Annotated in this window: 17 protein-coding genes; 7 read left to right on the forward strand and 10 right to left on the reverse strand. The window is 70.6% G+C overall.

Translation table 11 applies throughout. The features are described 5' to 3' along the window. From H0487_RS04875 to H0487_RS04885, 3 genes are all read right to left on the reverse strand, one after another. Positions 1-1,257, reverse strand: coding sequence for a type II toxin-antitoxin system HipA family toxin (locus tag H0487_RS04875; RefSeq protein ID WP_183093107.1), 1,257 nt, complete (start codon positions 1,255-1,257; stop codon positions 1-3). Beyond that, complete coding sequence (locus H0487_RS04880) at positions 1,250-1,495, reverse strand: helix-turn-helix transcriptional regulator (protein ID WP_183093108.1); 246 nt, start codon at positions 1,493-1,495, stop codon at positions 1,250-1,252. The genes H0487_RS04875 and H0487_RS04880 overlap by 8 nt, the downstream gene beginning before the upstream one ends. A gap of 88 nt (positions 1,496-1,583) precedes the next feature. Continuing rightward, on the reverse strand, positions 1,584-2,831 hold the full coding sequence (locus tag H0487_RS04885; protein ID WP_183093109.1) for a lysozyme family protein: 1,248 nt from the start codon (positions 2,829-2,831) through the stop codon (positions 1,584-1,586). Positions 2,832-3,022: 191 nt separating this feature from the next. On the opposite strand from H0487_RS04885, the gene prfB reads away from it, so the two are divergent. Continuing rightward, positions 3,023-4,138 (forward strand): peptide chain release factor 2, encoded by a 1,116-nt coding sequence (prfB, locus tag H0487_RS04890; RefSeq protein ID WP_183093110.1) that lies wholly within the window; start codon positions 3,023-3,025, stop codon positions 4,136-4,138. On the opposite strand, the gene H0487_RS04895 is transcribed toward prfB, so the two are convergent. Next, positions 4,135-4,338: a hypothetical protein gene (locus tag H0487_RS04895; protein WP_183093111.1), complete on the reverse strand. Its 204-nt coding sequence runs from the start codon at positions 4,336-4,338 to the stop codon at positions 4,135-4,137. The two genes, prfB and H0487_RS04895, sit on opposite strands and share 4 nt — an antisense overlap. Positions 4,339-4,503: 165 nt before the next feature. On the opposite strand from H0487_RS04895, the gene H0487_RS04900 reads away from it, so the two are divergent. Continuing rightward, positions 4,504-5,850, forward strand: coding sequence for a cytochrome P450 (locus H0487_RS04900; RefSeq protein ID WP_183093112.1), 1,347 nt, complete (start codon positions 4,504-4,506; stop codon positions 5,848-5,850). A gap of 3 nt (positions 5,851-5,853) precedes the next feature. Here H0487_RS04900 and H0487_RS04905 read toward each other — a convergent pair whose 3' ends face one another. The 5 genes from H0487_RS04905 to H0487_RS04925 are packed head-to-tail and all read right to left on the reverse strand — an operon-like array spanning position 5,854 to position 10,537. Further along, positions 5,854-6,558, reverse strand: coding sequence for a histidine phosphatase family protein (locus H0487_RS04905; protein ID WP_183093113.1), 705 nt, complete (start codon positions 6,556-6,558; stop codon positions 5,854-5,856). 10 nt (positions 6,559-6,568) lie between these two features. After that, positions 6,569-7,663: a phosphotransferase family protein gene (locus H0487_RS04910; protein ID WP_312855827.1), complete on the reverse strand. Its 1,095-nt coding sequence runs from the start codon at positions 7,661-7,663 to the stop codon at positions 6,569-6,571. Further along, the gene (locus H0487_RS04915) at positions 7,660-8,415 is read right to left on the reverse strand and encodes an SDR family oxidoreductase (RefSeq protein ID WP_183093114.1); all 756 of its coding nucleotides are present in this window, start codon (positions 8,413-8,415) and stop codon (positions 7,660-7,662) included. The genes H0487_RS04910 and H0487_RS04915 overlap by 4 nt, the downstream gene beginning before the upstream one ends. Then, positions 8,412-9,278, reverse strand: a complete 867-nt coding sequence (locus H0487_RS04920) for an SDR family NAD(P)-dependent oxidoreductase (RefSeq protein WP_183093115.1) — start codon at positions 9,276-9,278, stop codon at positions 8,412-8,414. The genes H0487_RS04915 and H0487_RS04920 overlap by 4 nt, the downstream gene beginning before the upstream one ends. Continuing rightward, a complete protein-coding gene (locus tag H0487_RS04925; RefSeq protein WP_183093116.1) occupies positions 9,275-10,537 on the reverse strand; it encodes an acyl-CoA dehydrogenase family protein in 1,263 nt (420 codons plus the stop codon). The genes H0487_RS04920 and H0487_RS04925 overlap by 4 nt, the downstream gene beginning before the upstream one ends. Before the next feature lie 39 nt (positions 10,538-10,576). On the opposite strand from H0487_RS04925, the gene H0487_RS04930 reads away from it, so the two are divergent. Continuing rightward, positions 10,577-11,173, forward strand: a complete 597-nt coding sequence (locus tag H0487_RS04930; protein WP_220793093.1) for a TetR/AcrR family transcriptional regulator — start codon at positions 10,577-10,579, stop codon at positions 11,171-11,173. 40 nt (positions 11,174-11,213) lie between these two features. Here H0487_RS04930 and H0487_RS04935 read toward each other — a convergent pair whose 3' ends face one another. Then, positions 11,214-11,870, reverse strand: a complete 657-nt coding sequence (locus H0487_RS04935) for a hypothetical protein (protein WP_183093117.1) — start codon at positions 11,868-11,870, stop codon at positions 11,214-11,216. Positions 11,871-11,946: 76 nt separating this feature from the next. Between H0487_RS04935 and ftsE the strand changes: the two genes are divergently transcribed. Genes ftsE through smpB form a run of 4 tightly spaced genes read left to right on the forward strand, consistent with a single transcriptional unit; the run spans position 11,947 to position 15,552 of the window. Beyond that, a complete protein-coding gene (gene ftsE / locus H0487_RS04940; RefSeq protein ID WP_183093118.1) occupies positions 11,947-12,636 on the forward strand; it encodes a cell division ATP-binding protein FtsE in 690 nt (229 codons plus the stop codon). A gap of 51 nt (positions 12,637-12,687) precedes the next feature. After that, positions 12,688-13,626 carry a permease-like cell division protein FtsX gene (gene ftsX, locus H0487_RS04945; RefSeq protein WP_183093119.1) on the forward strand — a complete coding sequence of 313 codons (939 nt, stop codon included), beginning with the start codon at positions 12,688-12,690 and terminating at the stop codon, positions 13,624-13,626. Positions 13,627-13,681: 55 nt separating this feature from the next. Continuing rightward, entirely contained in the window at positions 13,682-14,992 is a 1,311-nt protein-coding gene (locus H0487_RS24190; protein ID WP_183093120.1) for a peptidoglycan DD-metalloendopeptidase family protein, read from the forward strand. Between the two features lie 53 nt (positions 14,993-15,045). Then, positions 15,046-15,552, forward strand: coding sequence for an SsrA-binding protein SmpB (gene smpB / locus H0487_RS04955; protein ID WP_183093121.1), 507 nt, complete (start codon positions 15,046-15,048; stop codon positions 15,550-15,552). The last annotated feature ends 3 nt before the right edge of the window (positions 15,553-15,555 follow it).

Here is a 15,555-nt window from a genome sequence, read left to right on the forward strand (position 1 = left end):
TCATCCGCTCACCGCCCACGACCGCTTGGCCCATAGCGCATCCATCCGTGCCCGGATGTTCTCGGTGCCGGGCGGGAGGTCGGTGGCGGCCACGGCTTCGTGGACCTGCTCCAAGGTCGAGCGCACAGCGGACTCAGCCTGCCGGCGCGGCATGCCCCAGGTCACGCCTTCTGCCACGAGATCGTGGACGTCGACCCAGTCGATGTTGGTGCGGCCGGCGATGACGTGGCCGGTGCCCTTGAAGCGCGGGTTCAGGTACATGACGGGCGCCGTGTCGTAGAGCGGCGCGAGGGTGACCTCGCCCGACCCGGCGATGAGGAGGGAGTAGTTCTTCGAGTGCGCGTCGCCGTTGCCGATGACGACGTTGAACGCGACGGCGCGCAGTAGGTCTGCACGAAACTGTGCGGGGCTCGCCGTCCGATCTGCCGCAAGCCGGACGAGGCGGGACAGCCGGCTCCCGTGACGCTCGAATTCCGCCATGCCCTCGTACTTCGCTTCGGGCTCCAGGCCGAGTGCCTGGCAGAAGTCCTCCTGGTGGGTCCGCCTCCCGTCAGGTGAGCGGTCGTAGCGGGTGACCACGATGGCGAGACGGTCACCGAAGGTCGTGAGCTCGCTCTCGGCAGCGGACAGTCCTGCGCGCTCGGCGACGCGAAGCGCCCAGTCCTCGGCCTCGACAAGGTGCGGGACGGCGACGGCCAGCTGCGGTTCCGGTTTGACGAGGTGGGTCGACGCGGCGCCTCCCTCGGGGAGCCCCCACGCGCCGTCGGCGAGTCGGGTGAGGAGGACCTTCTCCTGGATGCCGGCCAGTGAGGCCTGGGGAAGGTCGCCGGCGTGGAGGTGGTACGTCGGGAGATCGCCCACCAGCTGGGTGACCTGGACATCGGAAAGCCGGCGGACGGTGCCGCCATCGGGGACCGCGCTCGTCGGGAGGAACTGCACCGCGCCCGCGCACTCCCCGCCCACCTGGCGAAGGATCGCCATCTTGTCGATCGACGGCACACCGAGGGCCGAGGCCACGTGCTGGCGCAGCGAGCCTTCGGGGAGGAGCCCTTCGAGGAAGGCCGAGACCGGCCGGCGATCGCGGTGGTCCGATACCGGCCGATGCTGGACCGGGATGGCGAGGGAGAGGACGCGCGCGCCCTCGCCGTGGATGTCGAGGGCCTCGTCGGTGAAGGTCAAGCGGTAGCGATATCGGCTCGGCTCGGTCAGGTCTGCGACGTGGCGGCCGTAGAGCCAGATGGCCAGGGCGTCACCCACGGTCCGTCACCTCGACGTGGGCGAACTTGGGCGTCACCACCAAGCCGTAGCCGCACTCGGACAGGGCCCGCAGTGCGGTGTCCATCCCCACTGACTCGCCCCGCTCGAGCCGGGACACGGTCATCCGAGTGACGCCGAGGAGCTCCGCCAGATCGGCCTGCTGCCAACCCTTGAGCTTGCGCGCGCGGCGAACCGCCTCCCCGAGCTCGACGGAGGTCCAGGCGCGCCAATGATTCATATATCGATAATATGCCTGGCAGCACTGGGATGCACGCTATTTCGCTCACCGCGCACATCGGGAGTGGATGCGCGATATTTCGATCCTGTTATGCCGAGGCCGGCTCGCCGTCGGGGCCGATGGTGCCCTCGCAGCCGGGCTCGCTGGTGCCGTCGTCGGAGGGGGCCCGCAGGTCGGGGGAGGAGGTGTCGACCGGGCCGGGCGGGTCGGCCGAGGGCGTCCCGTCGGTCCCGTCGGTGCCTCCTGAAGTGGGGTTGTCGGTCGGGTCGGTCGGGTCGTCCGTCGGGCACGGCTCGTCCGTGGGGTCCGTGGGGTCCGTCGGGTCCGTCGGGTCAGTGGGGTCCGTCGGATCCGTCGGGTCCGTGGGGTCCGTGGGTTCCGACGGGTCGTCGGTCGGCTCCCACGTCACCGGGTCGCTCGGTCCGTCGGTCGGGTCGGGCTCGTCGGACGGTCCGTCGGTCGGCTCGTCGGTCGGCCCGTCGGTCGGCAGGTCGGACGGCAGGTCGGTCGGATACTCCGGTACGACGATGGGGTCGAGCTCCATGCCGGCCTCGAGCTGAGCGCGGTAGCCGCGGTCGACGGCGAGCACGGTCTCGACGAACGTGCGGTCGTCGTTGATGAGGCGGACGCCCTGGACCCGGCCGACCCGGCGGCGCAGGTCGTCGTCGCCGGAGCACAGGAGGACCGAGACGGCGAGCGCGGCGTCGTCGATGTCGTAGGGGTTGCGCCGGCCGTCGTCGTCGCCGTCGACGCCGACGACCGCCCACGTGGACGGTGCGAGCTGGAGCGGGCCGACCGGCCGGTCGTAGCGCGGGTCGTTGTCGGTCCGTCCGGCGTCGGAGTCCGGGAGCCGTCGGCCGCGGTCGTCGCGGAGCGGGCGGCCGGTGAAGCGCGGCTTCATGACGCCCCGGCGGTCGAGGGAGCGGCCGGCCTTGCTGCCGTGGCCGGTCACGACCTGTCCGACGGCGGCGATCAGCGGCCAGTCGAGACGACAGCTCCGGTCGGCCTCGGCGAGGACCGCCTCGGCCCGCTGGTAGGCGCCGAGCGCGGCAGCCGGGATGTCGCCGACCTGGGGCCCGTCGGCCGCGACGAGGGTGATGTCGGGGATGCCGACGGGGGCCTCGCGGATGTCGACCGGCGGCGGCAGCGGCTCAGCCGTCCGGGTGGTCGCCGACGTCGCCGGAGCCTCGGCCGGCGGGCGCGCAGAGGGGTTGCCGTCAGTGCCGGTGAGGGCGACCGCCGCGGCGGTGATCGTGACCGAGGTGAGCGCCAGCGCCGACAGGACCGACGTGACGACCGCACGCCGAACGGGGCTGGTGGCCCTCGCGCGTTCCATGCGGTGTCGGGGAGTCATCGGCAGTCCTCGTGGTCGACCTCCATGATGCGGCCGTTCGGGCCCGCCGCAAACCGAAATCCACAACTTTCATCCGGTCGGACGACGGGTGGGGTCACTGAGGACGCGGGAGGACCCGCACGGTGGCCGCCGCGAATGGCCCCGGTCCACCCCGCCCCGTAACCTTGCCCCTTGTGGCAGGCCCCGAGTACGACACCGAGATCAAGCAGCTCACCGCGACGATGCACACCATCGAGCAGGTGCTCGACCTGGCTGCCATGCAGCGGGAGATCGACGAGCTCGGTGTCCAGGTGGCTGCGCCCGACCTGTGGGACGACCAGGCCAACGCCACCAAGGTGACCGGCCGCCTCTCCTCGCTCCAGGGCCAGGTCGAGCGCTTCGAGGCCCTGCGTGGCCGGATCGACGACCTCGGCATCCTCGTCGAGCTCGCCCAGGAGGAGGCCGACGCCGACAGCCTGGCCGAGGCGGACGCCGAGCTGGTCAAGATCAAGAAGGCGGTCGAGGCCCTCGAGGTCCGCACCCTCCTCAACGGGGAGTACGACGAGCGCGAGGCGATCGTGACGATCCGCTCCGGCGCGGGCGGCGTCGACGCCGCCGACTTCGCCGAGTCGCTGATGCGCATGTACACGCGCTGGGCCGAGCGCAACAACTACTCGGTCGAGATCTACGACGTGTCCTACGCCGAGGAGGCCGGCATCAAGTCGGCCGAGTTCGCGATCCACGCGCCCTACGGCTACGGCACCCTCTCGGTCGAGGCCGGCACCCACCGACTGGTGCGGATCAGCCCGTTCGACAACCAGGGCCGCCGCCAGACCAGCTTCGCCGCGGTCGAGGTCGTGCCGGTGCTCGAGCAGACCGACGAGATCGAGATCGACGAGAACGACATCCGCACCGACGTGTTCCGCTCCGGCGGGCCCGGTGGTCAGTCGGTCAACACGACCGACTCCGCCGTCCGGCTGACCCACATCCCCACCGGCCTGGTCGTGAGCTGCCAGAACGAGAAGAGCCAGCTGCAGAACAAGGCCAGCGCGATGGTGGTCCTCAAGGCGAAGCTCCTGGCGCTGAAGAAGGCCGAGGAGGCTGCCCAGATCAAGGACCTCAAGGGCGACGTCCAGGCGAGCTGGGGCGACCAGATGCGCAACTACGTTCTCAACCCGTACCAGATCGTCAAGGACCTGCGCACCGGCCACGAGAGCGGCAACCCGCAGGCCGTTTTCGACGGCGAGATCGACGCGTTCCTCGAGGCCGGCATCCGCTGGCGCCGCAACGCCGACAAGGCGGCCGACTAACGCTCGCTGTCCGCAGCGTCGTACACGATCTCGGCGACGGCGAACGCGACGAGCACGGAGATCGCTCCCGCCAGGTCGGCCGCGGCGAGCAGCCCGAACGCGATCAGCCCACCGACCGCGCGCCATGCTCCGCGCGGCGGGAAGCGGTCGTGCCAGGTCTTCGTCCCGGGGACGGTGCGGTGGTGGTTCATGACGCTCATGGCGACCTCCTGGCTACTGAATAACCTAAATCTAGTCACTAAGTCGACAAAAGGCGAGAGTGTGTTTCCCGGCTCCCGGGGAATCGCAGGAGGAGCCCTGCGGACGATGGGCGGTTCAGGGGTGCCTGATGGACGCCGGGGAGCGCGTGCTGGACACTGCTGACCATGACCCAGGGCGCGCTCCGCCGGGCCGTGCCCGACGAGCCGGCCTTCGACCCACATCGCTTCCCGCCGGCCGCCCGCCGCAACCGCCTCCAGCAGACGCTGCTGGTCAACCGGAACCCGCTCACGGAGCTGGCCCGGGCCCGGGAGCGTCACGGCCCGGTCTTCACGATGCGGATCTACCCCTACCAGGGCGTCGTCTGCGTGACGGACGCAGCGACGAACCGCGAGGTGCTGACCGACCACGAACGCTTCGCGGCCGGCGATGCAGCGGACCTCATCGAACCGCTCGTCGGCGAGCACTCGCTCATCCTCACGCCGTCCCCGCGCCACGCCCGCAACCGCAAGCTGCTGATGCCGCCCTTCCACGGCTCGCGCCTCGCCCCGTGGAGCGGCGTCATCGAGGCGCTGGCCGACGAATACCTCCCCGAGCTGGGGACGGGACGGCCGGTGGCGGTGCGGCCCTGGGCCCAGCGCCTGACGTTGGACGTGATCCTGCGGGTCGTCTTCGGGATCGACGACCCAAGCCGTCGCGACGACTACCGGACGGCACTGGACCGGATGATGTCGCCGGGCAACCTGGCGCTGCTCTTCGCACCCGGCCCGCTCCGCCGCGATCTCGGTCCGCTCTCACCCGGCCGGGCGTTCGAGCGACGTCGCGCGGCCGTCGACCGCCTCCTCGACGACGAGATCGCGATGCGCCGCGCGGACCCGTCCGCCGGTGACAAGACCGACGTGCTGTCGCTCCTGCTGGCGGCTCGGGACGAGGACGGCGTCGGATTCACTGATCGAGAGCTCCGGGACGAGCTCAAGGGGCTCGTGGTCGCCGGCCACGAGACCACGGCGACCTGCCTGGCGTGGTGCCTCCACCTGTTGGCCCATCACCCCGCGGCGCTGTCCGCGCTGCGCGCGGACCTCGCCGCGGGATCGACCCGCTACCTCCGCGCCACGATCCAGGAGACGATGCGGCTGCGCGCGCCGGTGTGGGACGCGGTACGGATCGCGGTGCGCGACACCGAGCTCGGCGGGCAGCCGGTCCCGGCAGGTGCCTACGTGAGCGCGATGTTCTGCGCGACCCACGTTGCCGCCGACGTGTGGGACGACCCCGACGACTTCCGCCCGGAGCGGCTTCTCGACGGCGGGCACGACACCTGGTCGCTGACGCCGTTCGGGGGAGGCGCGCGCCGGTGCGTCGGTGCCGCGCTGGCCCAGCTCGAGCTGGAGGTGGTGCTCAAGGCGGCCCTCGGACGGGGCGACCTGCTGCCGGGAGGAGCGCCCGAGCCGGTCCGGCTGCTCGGGGTGACCCTCGTCCCGGCCAAGGGCGGACGGGTCGTGCTCCGCACGGCCTAGAGGTCAGCGGTAGGTCAGGAAGTGCCGGTCGTGCTCGACGTGGCTGTGGTCGTTGTACGACGCCAGGGTGAGGCCGCTGCGTCCGTTGACGACCTTGGTGACGGCGGTGTTGACCGCGACCTTGTTGAGGGTCGCCCACAGGGAGGCGTCGCCGGCCAGCAGGTGCGAGGTGGCCAGGCCGATCGGCCCGCCGGACGTGACCACCACGACGGTGCCCCTGTCCGGGGTCATCGACGCCGCCGCGAGGAGGGCCGCCATCACCCGACCGGTGAAGGCGGGGAAGGACTCGTGGTAGTCGTCGTCGGACTCGCCGCCGGTCCAGCGCGCGGTCGCGTCCTCGAAGATCCCCTGGAACTTCTCCCGCGGCGCCCGGCTGCGCGCCAGGTCGGCCAGCATGATCGTCCGCGAGCGATACATCGGCTTGTGGACCTGGACGACGTGCTCGAAGTCGAACTCGTCCCAGCCGGCGTCCACCTCGACCGGCACCCGCCGGTCCACGCCCACGTCGGCGAGCCCGGTCAGGATGCCCTCCGCCGTCTCGCGGTGCCGGCGCAGCTCGCCGCGGACGACGACGTCGGGGACCACCTCCCTCCCGGCAAGGGCACGCCCGAGCAGCCGTGACTGCTCGTGCCCGAGGTCGGACAAGGCGTCGTAGTCCTTCTTGCCGAACGACGCCTGTCCGTGCCGGACGAGGTAGATCACCTTCACGACATCACCGTCACGAGGCCTGGCCCCCGATGAGTCCGCGGCAGCGCTGGTCGAGCATGTCCACCAGGATGCCGAACGGGGCGAACTTCGGGTTCGTCGTCTGGCCGTGGAAGAACCGGTAGTAGATCTGCTGCGCGATGACGGCCAGGCGGAACAGCCCGAACACCTCGTAGAACAGCCACTGCTCCGGCGTGACCTCGAGGCCGGCCTCGTCGCAGTAGTAGGCGACGACCTCGGCGCGGGTGAGCATGCCCGGGGCGTTGCTCGGCTGCATCCGCGTGAGCTGGAGCATCTCGTCGTCGTCGGCCTGGATCCAGTACGCCATCGTGCAGCCCAGGTCCATGAGCGGGTCTCCGACGGTGGCCATCTCCCAGTCGAGCAGGCCGATCGGCCGGGTCGGCTCCGCGGCGTCGTACACGATGTTGTCGAGGCGGAAGTCGTTGTGGATCAGGCAGCGCCGGACGTCGTCGGGCTGGTGCGCGTCCAGCCAGGCCATGACCTCCTCGAGGTCCGGCACGTCGGGCGTGACCGCCTTGCGGAAGCGCGAGGACCAGCCGCCGACCTGACGGGCGACGTAGCCCGGACCCTTGTCGAGGACGTCGAGCCCCGCTGCGGCCGGGTCGACGGCGTGGAGCGCCACCAGCAGGTCGACGGTGTTGAGGCACAACGCCCGACCCTGCTCGGCGTCGAGGTCGACGGTGAGGTCCTTGCCGGGGATCTCACCGACGAGACGCTCCATCACGTAGAACTCCGAGCCGATGACCGATTCGTCGTCGCAGTGGCCGACCATCGGCGCGACGAACGGGAAGACCGGTGCGAGCGCTTCCTGGATCCGGTACTCGCGGCCCATGTCGTGGGCGCCCTTGGCCTTGCTGCCCGCGGGCGGCCGGCGCAGGATCAGGTCCCGCTCGGGGTAGCGCAGCAGGTAGGTCAGGTTCGACGCGCCGGCGGAGAACTGCCGGACCTCCGGGAGCCCGTCGCCCCACGCGGACGCGTCGGCGCCGGCCCGCAGCCAGGCGTCGACAGCGGCGACGTCGAACGCGTCCTCGTCACGGACCGGCTTCGCGCCCGCGACGGTGTCGATCGGGTCGGGTGCGGCGGTCACATGAGCCTCCGGACGACCGGCATCGGCAGGTTCCTCAGCGCGAAGCCCAGCGGCACCCACGGCCACGCCGGCACGAGCGCCTTCTCCTTGCGCTTCTCGATGGCCGCGACCATCGCCTTGACGCCGGTCTCGGTGTCGACCATGAACTTGGTCCGCTGGGCGACCTTCTCGTTCATCTCCGAGCGGATGTAGCCCGGGTAGATGATCGAGACGTCGATGCCCAGGGCCTTCACGTTCTCGTTCAGGAGGCCTTCGGCGAGCGCCGCGACGCCGGCCTTGGTGGCGGCGTAGGTCGTGATCGTCTTGCGCATGCCGCGCATCGCCGACACCGACGAGATCATCACCAGGTGTCCGCTGCCCTGGCTGCGGAAGATCTCCATCGCGGCCTCGGTCTGGGCGAGGGCTGCGACGAAGTTGGTCATCGCGGTGGCCTTGTTGGCGTCGTAGCGGCCGGTGCCGAGCGGCGCACCCTTGCCGAGGCCCGCGTTGACGATCACCCGGTCGATGGTGCCGAGCTCGGCGGCGAGCTCCTTGAACACCGCGAACACGGCGTCGTCGTCGTTGACGTCGAGCGCCTTCACCGTGACGGTGGTGCCCGGGTGGACGGCGCCGATCTCGGCGCCCAGCGCCTCGAGCCGGTCGGTACGACGCGCACAGAGCGCCAGGTCGTAGCCGAGTGCCGCGAACTGGCGCGCCATCTCCTCCCCGAGGCCGGAGCTCGCTCCGGTGATGAGGACGGTTCCCTTGCTCATGCGTTCCCTTCCGCCTGTTCTGCCATGGTCTTGATGCGCGCGGCGAAGCTGCGCTGCTCCTGGTCGTAGGTGGGTCGCTCCTGGGCCTTGGCCCACACCGCCAGCCGGGCCGGCTCGTCCGGCACGACGACCATCGCCCCCTCGTCGATGCCCTTCATCACCTCGGCCGCGATCTGGTCCGGGCTGTAGGTCGACTTCTCGATGAGCCGCGCGGCGAGGTGGCCGACCGCGGCGTCGCTCCCGTCGATCGAGCTCGCCAGGTTGGTGCGGAAGAAGCCGGGGCAGACCGCGGTGACCAGGACGCCGTACGGGTCGAGTTCGTAGGAGAGGGTCTCGCTGAGGGCCACGACACCCGCCTTGACCGCCGTGTAGGACGACATCCCCGGCGGGTGCACGAGCCCGGCCAGCGAGGCCGTGTTGACGATGTGGCCGGACCCCTGGGCCTTGAACCCGGGGGTGAACGTGCGGCAGCCCCGCACCACTCCGAGCAGGTTGACGTCGATGACGCGCTGCCACTCCGCGATGGTGGCGACGTCGATCCGGCCGCCGCTCGCGATCCCGGCGTTGTTGACGAGCACGTCCAGGCCGCCCCACTCCTGGGTGACCCACTCCAGCGCGGCCGCCCAGTCGTCGTCGGAGGTGACGTCGAGCCGGAGCCACTGCACGCCGTCGGCCGGGGTCGTCGGCTCGACGCGGTCGGCGACGAGGACCCGGTCGCCGCGAGCGGCGAACTCCGCGACCAGCGCCGCTCCCAGGCCGGACGCGCCGCCGGTGACCAGGACGCGCCTGCTGTCTTTTCGGGGTCCCCGCGAAGTTGTCTGGGGGAGCGAAGCGGAGGAGGAGAACTTCGTGGGGTGACTCACCGGCTGACGCCGTATTTCATGAGCTCGAGGCGTGCGATGAGGCCCAGGTGCACCTCGTCGGGGCCGTCGGCGAACCGCAGCGACCGGGCGCCGGTCCAGGCCGCGGCCAGCGGGAAGTCGTCGGTCAGGCCCCCGCCGCCGTGGATCTGCATGGCGAAGTCGATGATGTCGAGCGCCATCCGAGGCGCGGCGACCTTGATCTGGGAGACCTCGCTGATGGCGTTCATCGGTCCGCCGACGTCGAGCTTCCATGCGGCGTTGAGCACGAGCAGTCGGGTCGACTCGATCGCGATCCGGGCCTGCGCGATCCGCTCGCGGTTGCCGCCGAGGTTGACGAGCTGCTTGCCGAAGGCGACGCGGTCGGTGCCGCGCTGGCAGGCGAGCTCGAGGGCCTTCTCGGCGAGGCCGATGAGGCGCATGCAGTGGTGGACGCGGCCGGGACCGAGCCGACCCTGGGCGATGGCGAACGCCTCGCCCGGCCCCGACACGAAGTTGGAGATCGGCACCCGCACGTCGGTGAGGGAGACCTCACCGTGGCCGTGCGGCTCGTCGAAGTAGCCCATCGTCGAGAGCATCCGCTCGACCTTCACGCCGGGGGTGTCGCGGGGTACCAGCACCATCGAGTGGCGCCGGTGGCGGTCGGCCTCGGGGTCGGTGAGGCCCATGACGATGAAGATCTCGCAGTCGGGGTGCCCGACGCCGGTCGAGAACCACTTGCGGCCGTTGAGGACGATCTCGTCGCCGTCGACGACGGCGCTGAGCTCCATGTTGGTGGCGTCGGAGGACGCCACGCCCGGCTCGGTCATGAGGAACGCGCTACGGATCTCGCCGCGGAGCAGCGGATCGAGCCAGCGGTCCTTCTGCTCCTGGCTGCCGTACTTGAGGAGCACCTCCATGTTGCCGGTGTCCGGGGCGTTGCAGTTGAGCACGTACGGCGCGATGAACGACCGACCGGTCAGCTCGGCGATCGGCGCGTAGTCGACGTTGCTGAGGCCGGCGCCGCCGAGGGTGCCGTACTTCTCCGCGTAGGGGCCCTCGTGGCCGGCCGGGAGGAAGAGGTTCCACAGGCCGCGCTCACGCGCCTTGGCCTGGAGCTCCTTCATGACCGGCAGCTCCTGCCACTGCTCGCCCTGGCCCGCCTCGCGGCGACGGGTGAGCTCCTGGTGGTAGTCGCGCTCGACCGGCTCGACCTCCGTGGCGAGGAAGTCCTTGACCAGGGCGGTCAGCTCGGCGGCGCGGGGGGAGGGTGCGAAGTCCATGGGTTGACCCTGGCACACTATTGAGCAATGCTCAATAGTGTGGATGCAGATCACACCGCGGCCTCTCCGACCCGGCCGCGCACCCGGATGAGCCAGGACGAACGACGCCGTCAGCTGCTCGGGATCGGTCTGCGGATGCTCGTCGAGAAGCCCATCCAGGAGCTCTCGATCGACGACGTCGCAGCTCAGGCGGGGATCTCGCGCGGGCTGCTCTTCCACTACTTCCCGACCAAGACCGACTACTACGACGCCGTCGTCGGCGCCGCCCTGCGGAGGGTGCTGCGCAACATCGAGCCCGACGAGGACGTCGACGCCGCGACGGCGCTCCTCCACTTCGTCGAGCGGTTCTACGCCCAGATCGAGCGGCGCCGGGAGTTCTACCTCGCGCTCGTCTTCGGCAGCGGTGCGATCTCCGTCGGGGGGGAGGGCATCGAGTCGCACCGGATGACCGTCGCCCGTCGGATCGTCGAGGCGACCGATGTCGACCCCGCGATGATCGCGGTGGTGCACGGATGGGTGGCCTACGTCGAGGACCGGGCGTTGCTGTGGTCCGGCGCAGTCGAGAGCGCACGAGCGCCGATCGAGGACGAGGTCGCTCACTGCTCCCGCGCGTTGAGCGCACTCCTCGCGAGCTAGCCGGGACAGTCCTGACCGGGGCAGTCCTGACCGGAGAGTCCTAGCCGGCGGGTGTGGCCGCGGCCTGGGCGACCGCCACGCACCACCGGCCGGCCCGGTCGACGAGGTCGGCCTCCGGCAGGCTCGTGGGTGCGGCGACGCTGCAGGCCAGCCAGGCGTCGCCGAACAACCCGCGGTACGACGCCCACCGCCGGTCGCCCGACGGGCAGACCAGCGCGACGCTCGGGGCGCCGAACGGGCGTGCCCGAGCGGGGGTCCTGCAGCCGGCGCGCTCCGCGGCGAGGGCCACCAGGTCGCCGGCCCGGCTCCGGGTCACGGGAGGTGCGAACAGCCAGGCCCGCGCCTCGGTGCCGCCGCTGCCCTCGGCGCGGCAGCCGTACTCATGGGCGACGTCGTCCACCCCCGGCGCCACCTCAGCGCGTTCGCCGTTGTCGTACGACGTCATCGGGCCGGTCGTCCCGCCGAGCGCCTCGGCGAGCGCCTCCTCGGGCAGCAGGTCGCAGAACGGCGCCCGGGTCACGGCGACCACCGTCGTGTCGTAGTCGGCCAGGGCCGTCGAGGAGTACGACGGCGGCGTCGGCATGGTGATCGGCGGGGAGGTCGTCCTCTCGCCGTCACCGAGGACGATCACGCCGGCCGCGATCGGCAGCACCGTCAGCACGACGGCCAGCATCAACCATCGCAGCGGCCCCGGCACGCGCTCACGATAGACCGACGCTCCGAGGCGGCAGGCGTCCGATCGCTGGTTGCCCGTCTCGCGTACCGTCTGGTCAGTGATTCGCTTCGAAAAGGTCACCAAGAACTACCCGGGGCCGGGCACGCCTGCCCTCGACCACGTGACGGTCGACATCGACAAGGGAGAGTTCGTCTACCTCGTCGGCCAGTCCGGGTCGGGCAAGTCGACCGCGCTGCGCCTGATGCTCCGCGAGCTGCGGCCCACGAGCGGCCGCATCTACGTCGCCGGCAAGGAGATCAACCGGATGGCCGGCTGGAAGGTGCCCCGGCTGCGCCGTCAGGTCGGCACCGTCTTCCAGGACTTCCGCCTGCTCCCCAACAAGACGGTCACCGAGAACGTCGCCTTCGCGCTCCAGGTCATCGGCAAGTCCCGGCGTGAGATCAACCGGGTCGTCCCCGAGACCCTCGAGGTCGTCGGCCTCAAGGACAAGGGGGGCCGGATGCCCGACGAGCTGTCCGGCGGTGAGCAGCAGCGGGTCGCGATCGCCCGGGCGTTCGTCAACCGGCCGATGATCATCATCGCCGACGAGCCGACCGGCAACCTCGACCCGCAGACCTCGGTCGGGATCATGAACCTCCTCGAGGACATCAACAAGCGCGGCACGACCGTCGTCATGGCCACCCACGACCACGGCCTCGTCGACCAGTTCCGCAAGCGCGTGGTCGAGCTCGAGCACGGCAAGGTCGTGCGCGACGAGGCAGCCGGCAGCTACGGCTTCCAGCACTAGCCCGTCCGGCGCCGACCACTCTTTCTCGCACCACCAGGAGAGCCCACCCTCATGCAGTTGCGCTACGTCTTCACCGAGCTCCGTTCCGGCCTGCGCCGCAACGCCTCGATGCACGTCGCCGTCGTCCTGACCCTCTTCGTCTCGCTCACTCTCGCCGGCTGCGGCATGCTGCTGCAGCGCCAGGCGGACAAGACCGCCGAGGCGTTGGGCAACGAGCTCCAGATCCTCGTCAACCTGTGTGTGGTGGACGACCCCTCCAAGAAGCCCAACTGCGGCGGCGGTGCCGTGACCGGGCCGCAGAAGCGTGAGGTCGAGCGGGCGCTCAAGGCGAGCGACGAGGTCGAGGCCTTCGAGTTCCAGTCGCAGGCCGAGGGCTACGCGGAGGCTCAGGAGATCCCGCAGTACGAGCCGTACTTCGACGGACCGGACCCGATCATCACCCAGGAGGACTGGCCGGCGCAGTACTGGGTGACCCTGGAGGACCCGAAGGAGGCCGAGGGCGTCATCAGTGCCGTCGAGGGCCTCGACGGGGTCGCCGGGATCAAGGACCAGCGCGACGACCTGGAACCGGTCTTCGGCATCATCGACGCGCTCAAGTACGGGTCGTGGATCGGCTCCGGCCTGCTCCTGCTGGCCTCGCTGTTGCTCGTCGCCAACACGATCCGGCTCGCCGCGATGGCACGCCGTCGCGAGATCGGCATCATGCGACTGGTCGGGGCGTCGACGCTCTACATCGCGCTGCCGTTCCTCCTGGAGTCGCTGGTGGCGGCCGCGATCGGCGTGGGTCTCGCGGCCGGTGCGCTCGCCGCGTTCGTGAAGTTCGCGATCCTCGACGGGCTCGAGGGGGCGATCGAGTTCGTGCCGTGGATCGGTTGGGACGACTACGTCGAGGCGCTGATCGGGACGGTGCCGCCCGGGGTCGTCATCCTCGGCCCTGCGCTGACGCTGATCCCGACACTCCTGCTGACCCGCAAATACATCAAAGTCTGATCGGCGGAGGTTACCGTCGAGGCGATCACTTCCCCGATCAAGATTGGCTGTACCTGTGCGCTCCTTCCCCAGCGCTCCCTACCTCGACGACCCGTCCACCCCCGCCGCGAACGATGTCCGACCGTCGCGCGGGCGTCGACTGTCCGCGCTCCTGGTGGGGACGGTCGCTGCGGTGGCCATCGCCGCTCCCGTCGCCAACGCTGACGACGAGGACGACCTCAAGAACGAGCAGAACCAGGTCGAGAACCAGATCGACCAGGCCCACGACGACCTCCACGAGTCGAGCAAGCGGGTCGCCCGCATCGTGCACCGGCTCGAGAGCGCCGTTGACCGGCTGGGGAGCGCCCGCGAGCGCCTGCAGACCGTGCGCCGCGACCTGTGGGACGCCCGCGAGGAGCGAGCGCGCCTCGCCCGGGCGCTGGTCCGTGCGGAGGACCGCTTCGAGCGGGTCTCGGCCTCGCTGCGTGCGGCGCGCGCCGAGGTCGCCGCGCAGCGTGAGCTGGTCCGCAACACCGTGCTCGGGTTCGAGACCCGCGCCAACACCGACCTGGCGGTCCTCGACGCCGTGACGTCGTCCGGCTCGATCCAGGAGCTGCTCGTCGCCCAGACCGCCGGCGTGATGATCCTCGGCCGTGAGGACCAGGCGCTCGCCGACTACGAGACGGCCGAGGCCGCGCTCGCGGAGTGGAAGGACGAGGTCCGCCAGGCCCGCGACGAGGTCGCGCGCCAGAAGGACGAGGCCCGGCGCAACCTGGAGCGGATCCGTGGGCTCTTCGAGAGCGCGCGGACGACCCGGGTCGAGATCGCCTCGCTCGTCGAGGAGTCGCGCTCCGCCCGGCAGGCGGCGGTCCGCGCCCGGCAGGCGGACCGGGCGGCGCTCGAGCGTCTGAAGAAGCGCGAGGAGCGCATCAAGGCCGAGATCCTCGCCCTCGCCCAGCAGGACGACGGGCCGTCGTACTCCGGTGACACCGACGGCCTCCTCCAGGCGCCCGTCGACGGTCCGGTCACCTCCCCGTTCGGCTACCGCGAGCACCCGATCTACGGCTACTGGGGCCTGCACGACGGCACCGACTTCGGCGCCGGCTGCGGCTCGGCGCTCTGGGCGGGGGAGTCCGGCACGGTGATCAACACCTACTACGACGAGGTCTACGGCAACCGTCTCTACCTCTCCGTGGGCTCGGTCAACGGCGCCAACCTCACCCTCGTCTACAACCACCTCTCCAGCTATGAGGTCTCCGAGGGCGCCCGCGTCGGCCGTGGCGACGTCGTCGGGTACGTCGGCTCGACCGGCTGGTCCACCGGCTGCCACCTGCACTTCACGGTGCTGCGCAACGGCGAGCCCGTCGACCCGATGAACTACCTCTGACCCTGCCGGTGGCCCTGCGTTAACTCGTTGACCCCGCCTGGGAGAATGGTCGGATGGCCAAGCAGGGGAAGGGCGCGCCGAAGGACACGAGCGAGCCGCGCAAGCTCGTCGCGTCCAACAAGAAGGCGCGCCACGACTACCACATCGACTCGACCTTCGAGGCCGGCCTGGTCCTCCAGGGCACCGAGGTGAAGTCGCTGCGGATGGGGCGCGCCACGCTGGTCGACGGGTTCGTCGACATCGACAACGGTGAGGCCTGGCTGCACGGAGTCAACATCCCCCAGTACGCCCAGGGCACCTGGACCAACCACGCCGCGACCCGCAAGCGCAAGCTCCTCCTGCACAAGGCCGAGATCGAGAAGATCGAGCGCAAGGTCAGCGAGAAGGGCCACACCGTCATCCCGCTGGCCCTCTACTTCGTGAAGGGCCGGGCGAAGGTCGAGATCGGCGTCGCCAAGGGCAAGAAGTCGTGGGACAAGCGCCAGTCGATCGCCGAGCGGGACTGGGACCGCGAGAAGCAGCAGGAGCTCGGGCGCCGGCTCAAGGGCCGGACCGACTGAGGG

The organism is Nocardioides stalactiti (assembly GCF_014180715.1).
In the GTDB taxonomy this organism is placed as follows: domain Bacteria; phylum Actinomycetota; class Actinomycetes; order Propionibacteriales; family Nocardioidaceae; genus Nocardioides; species Nocardioides stalactiti.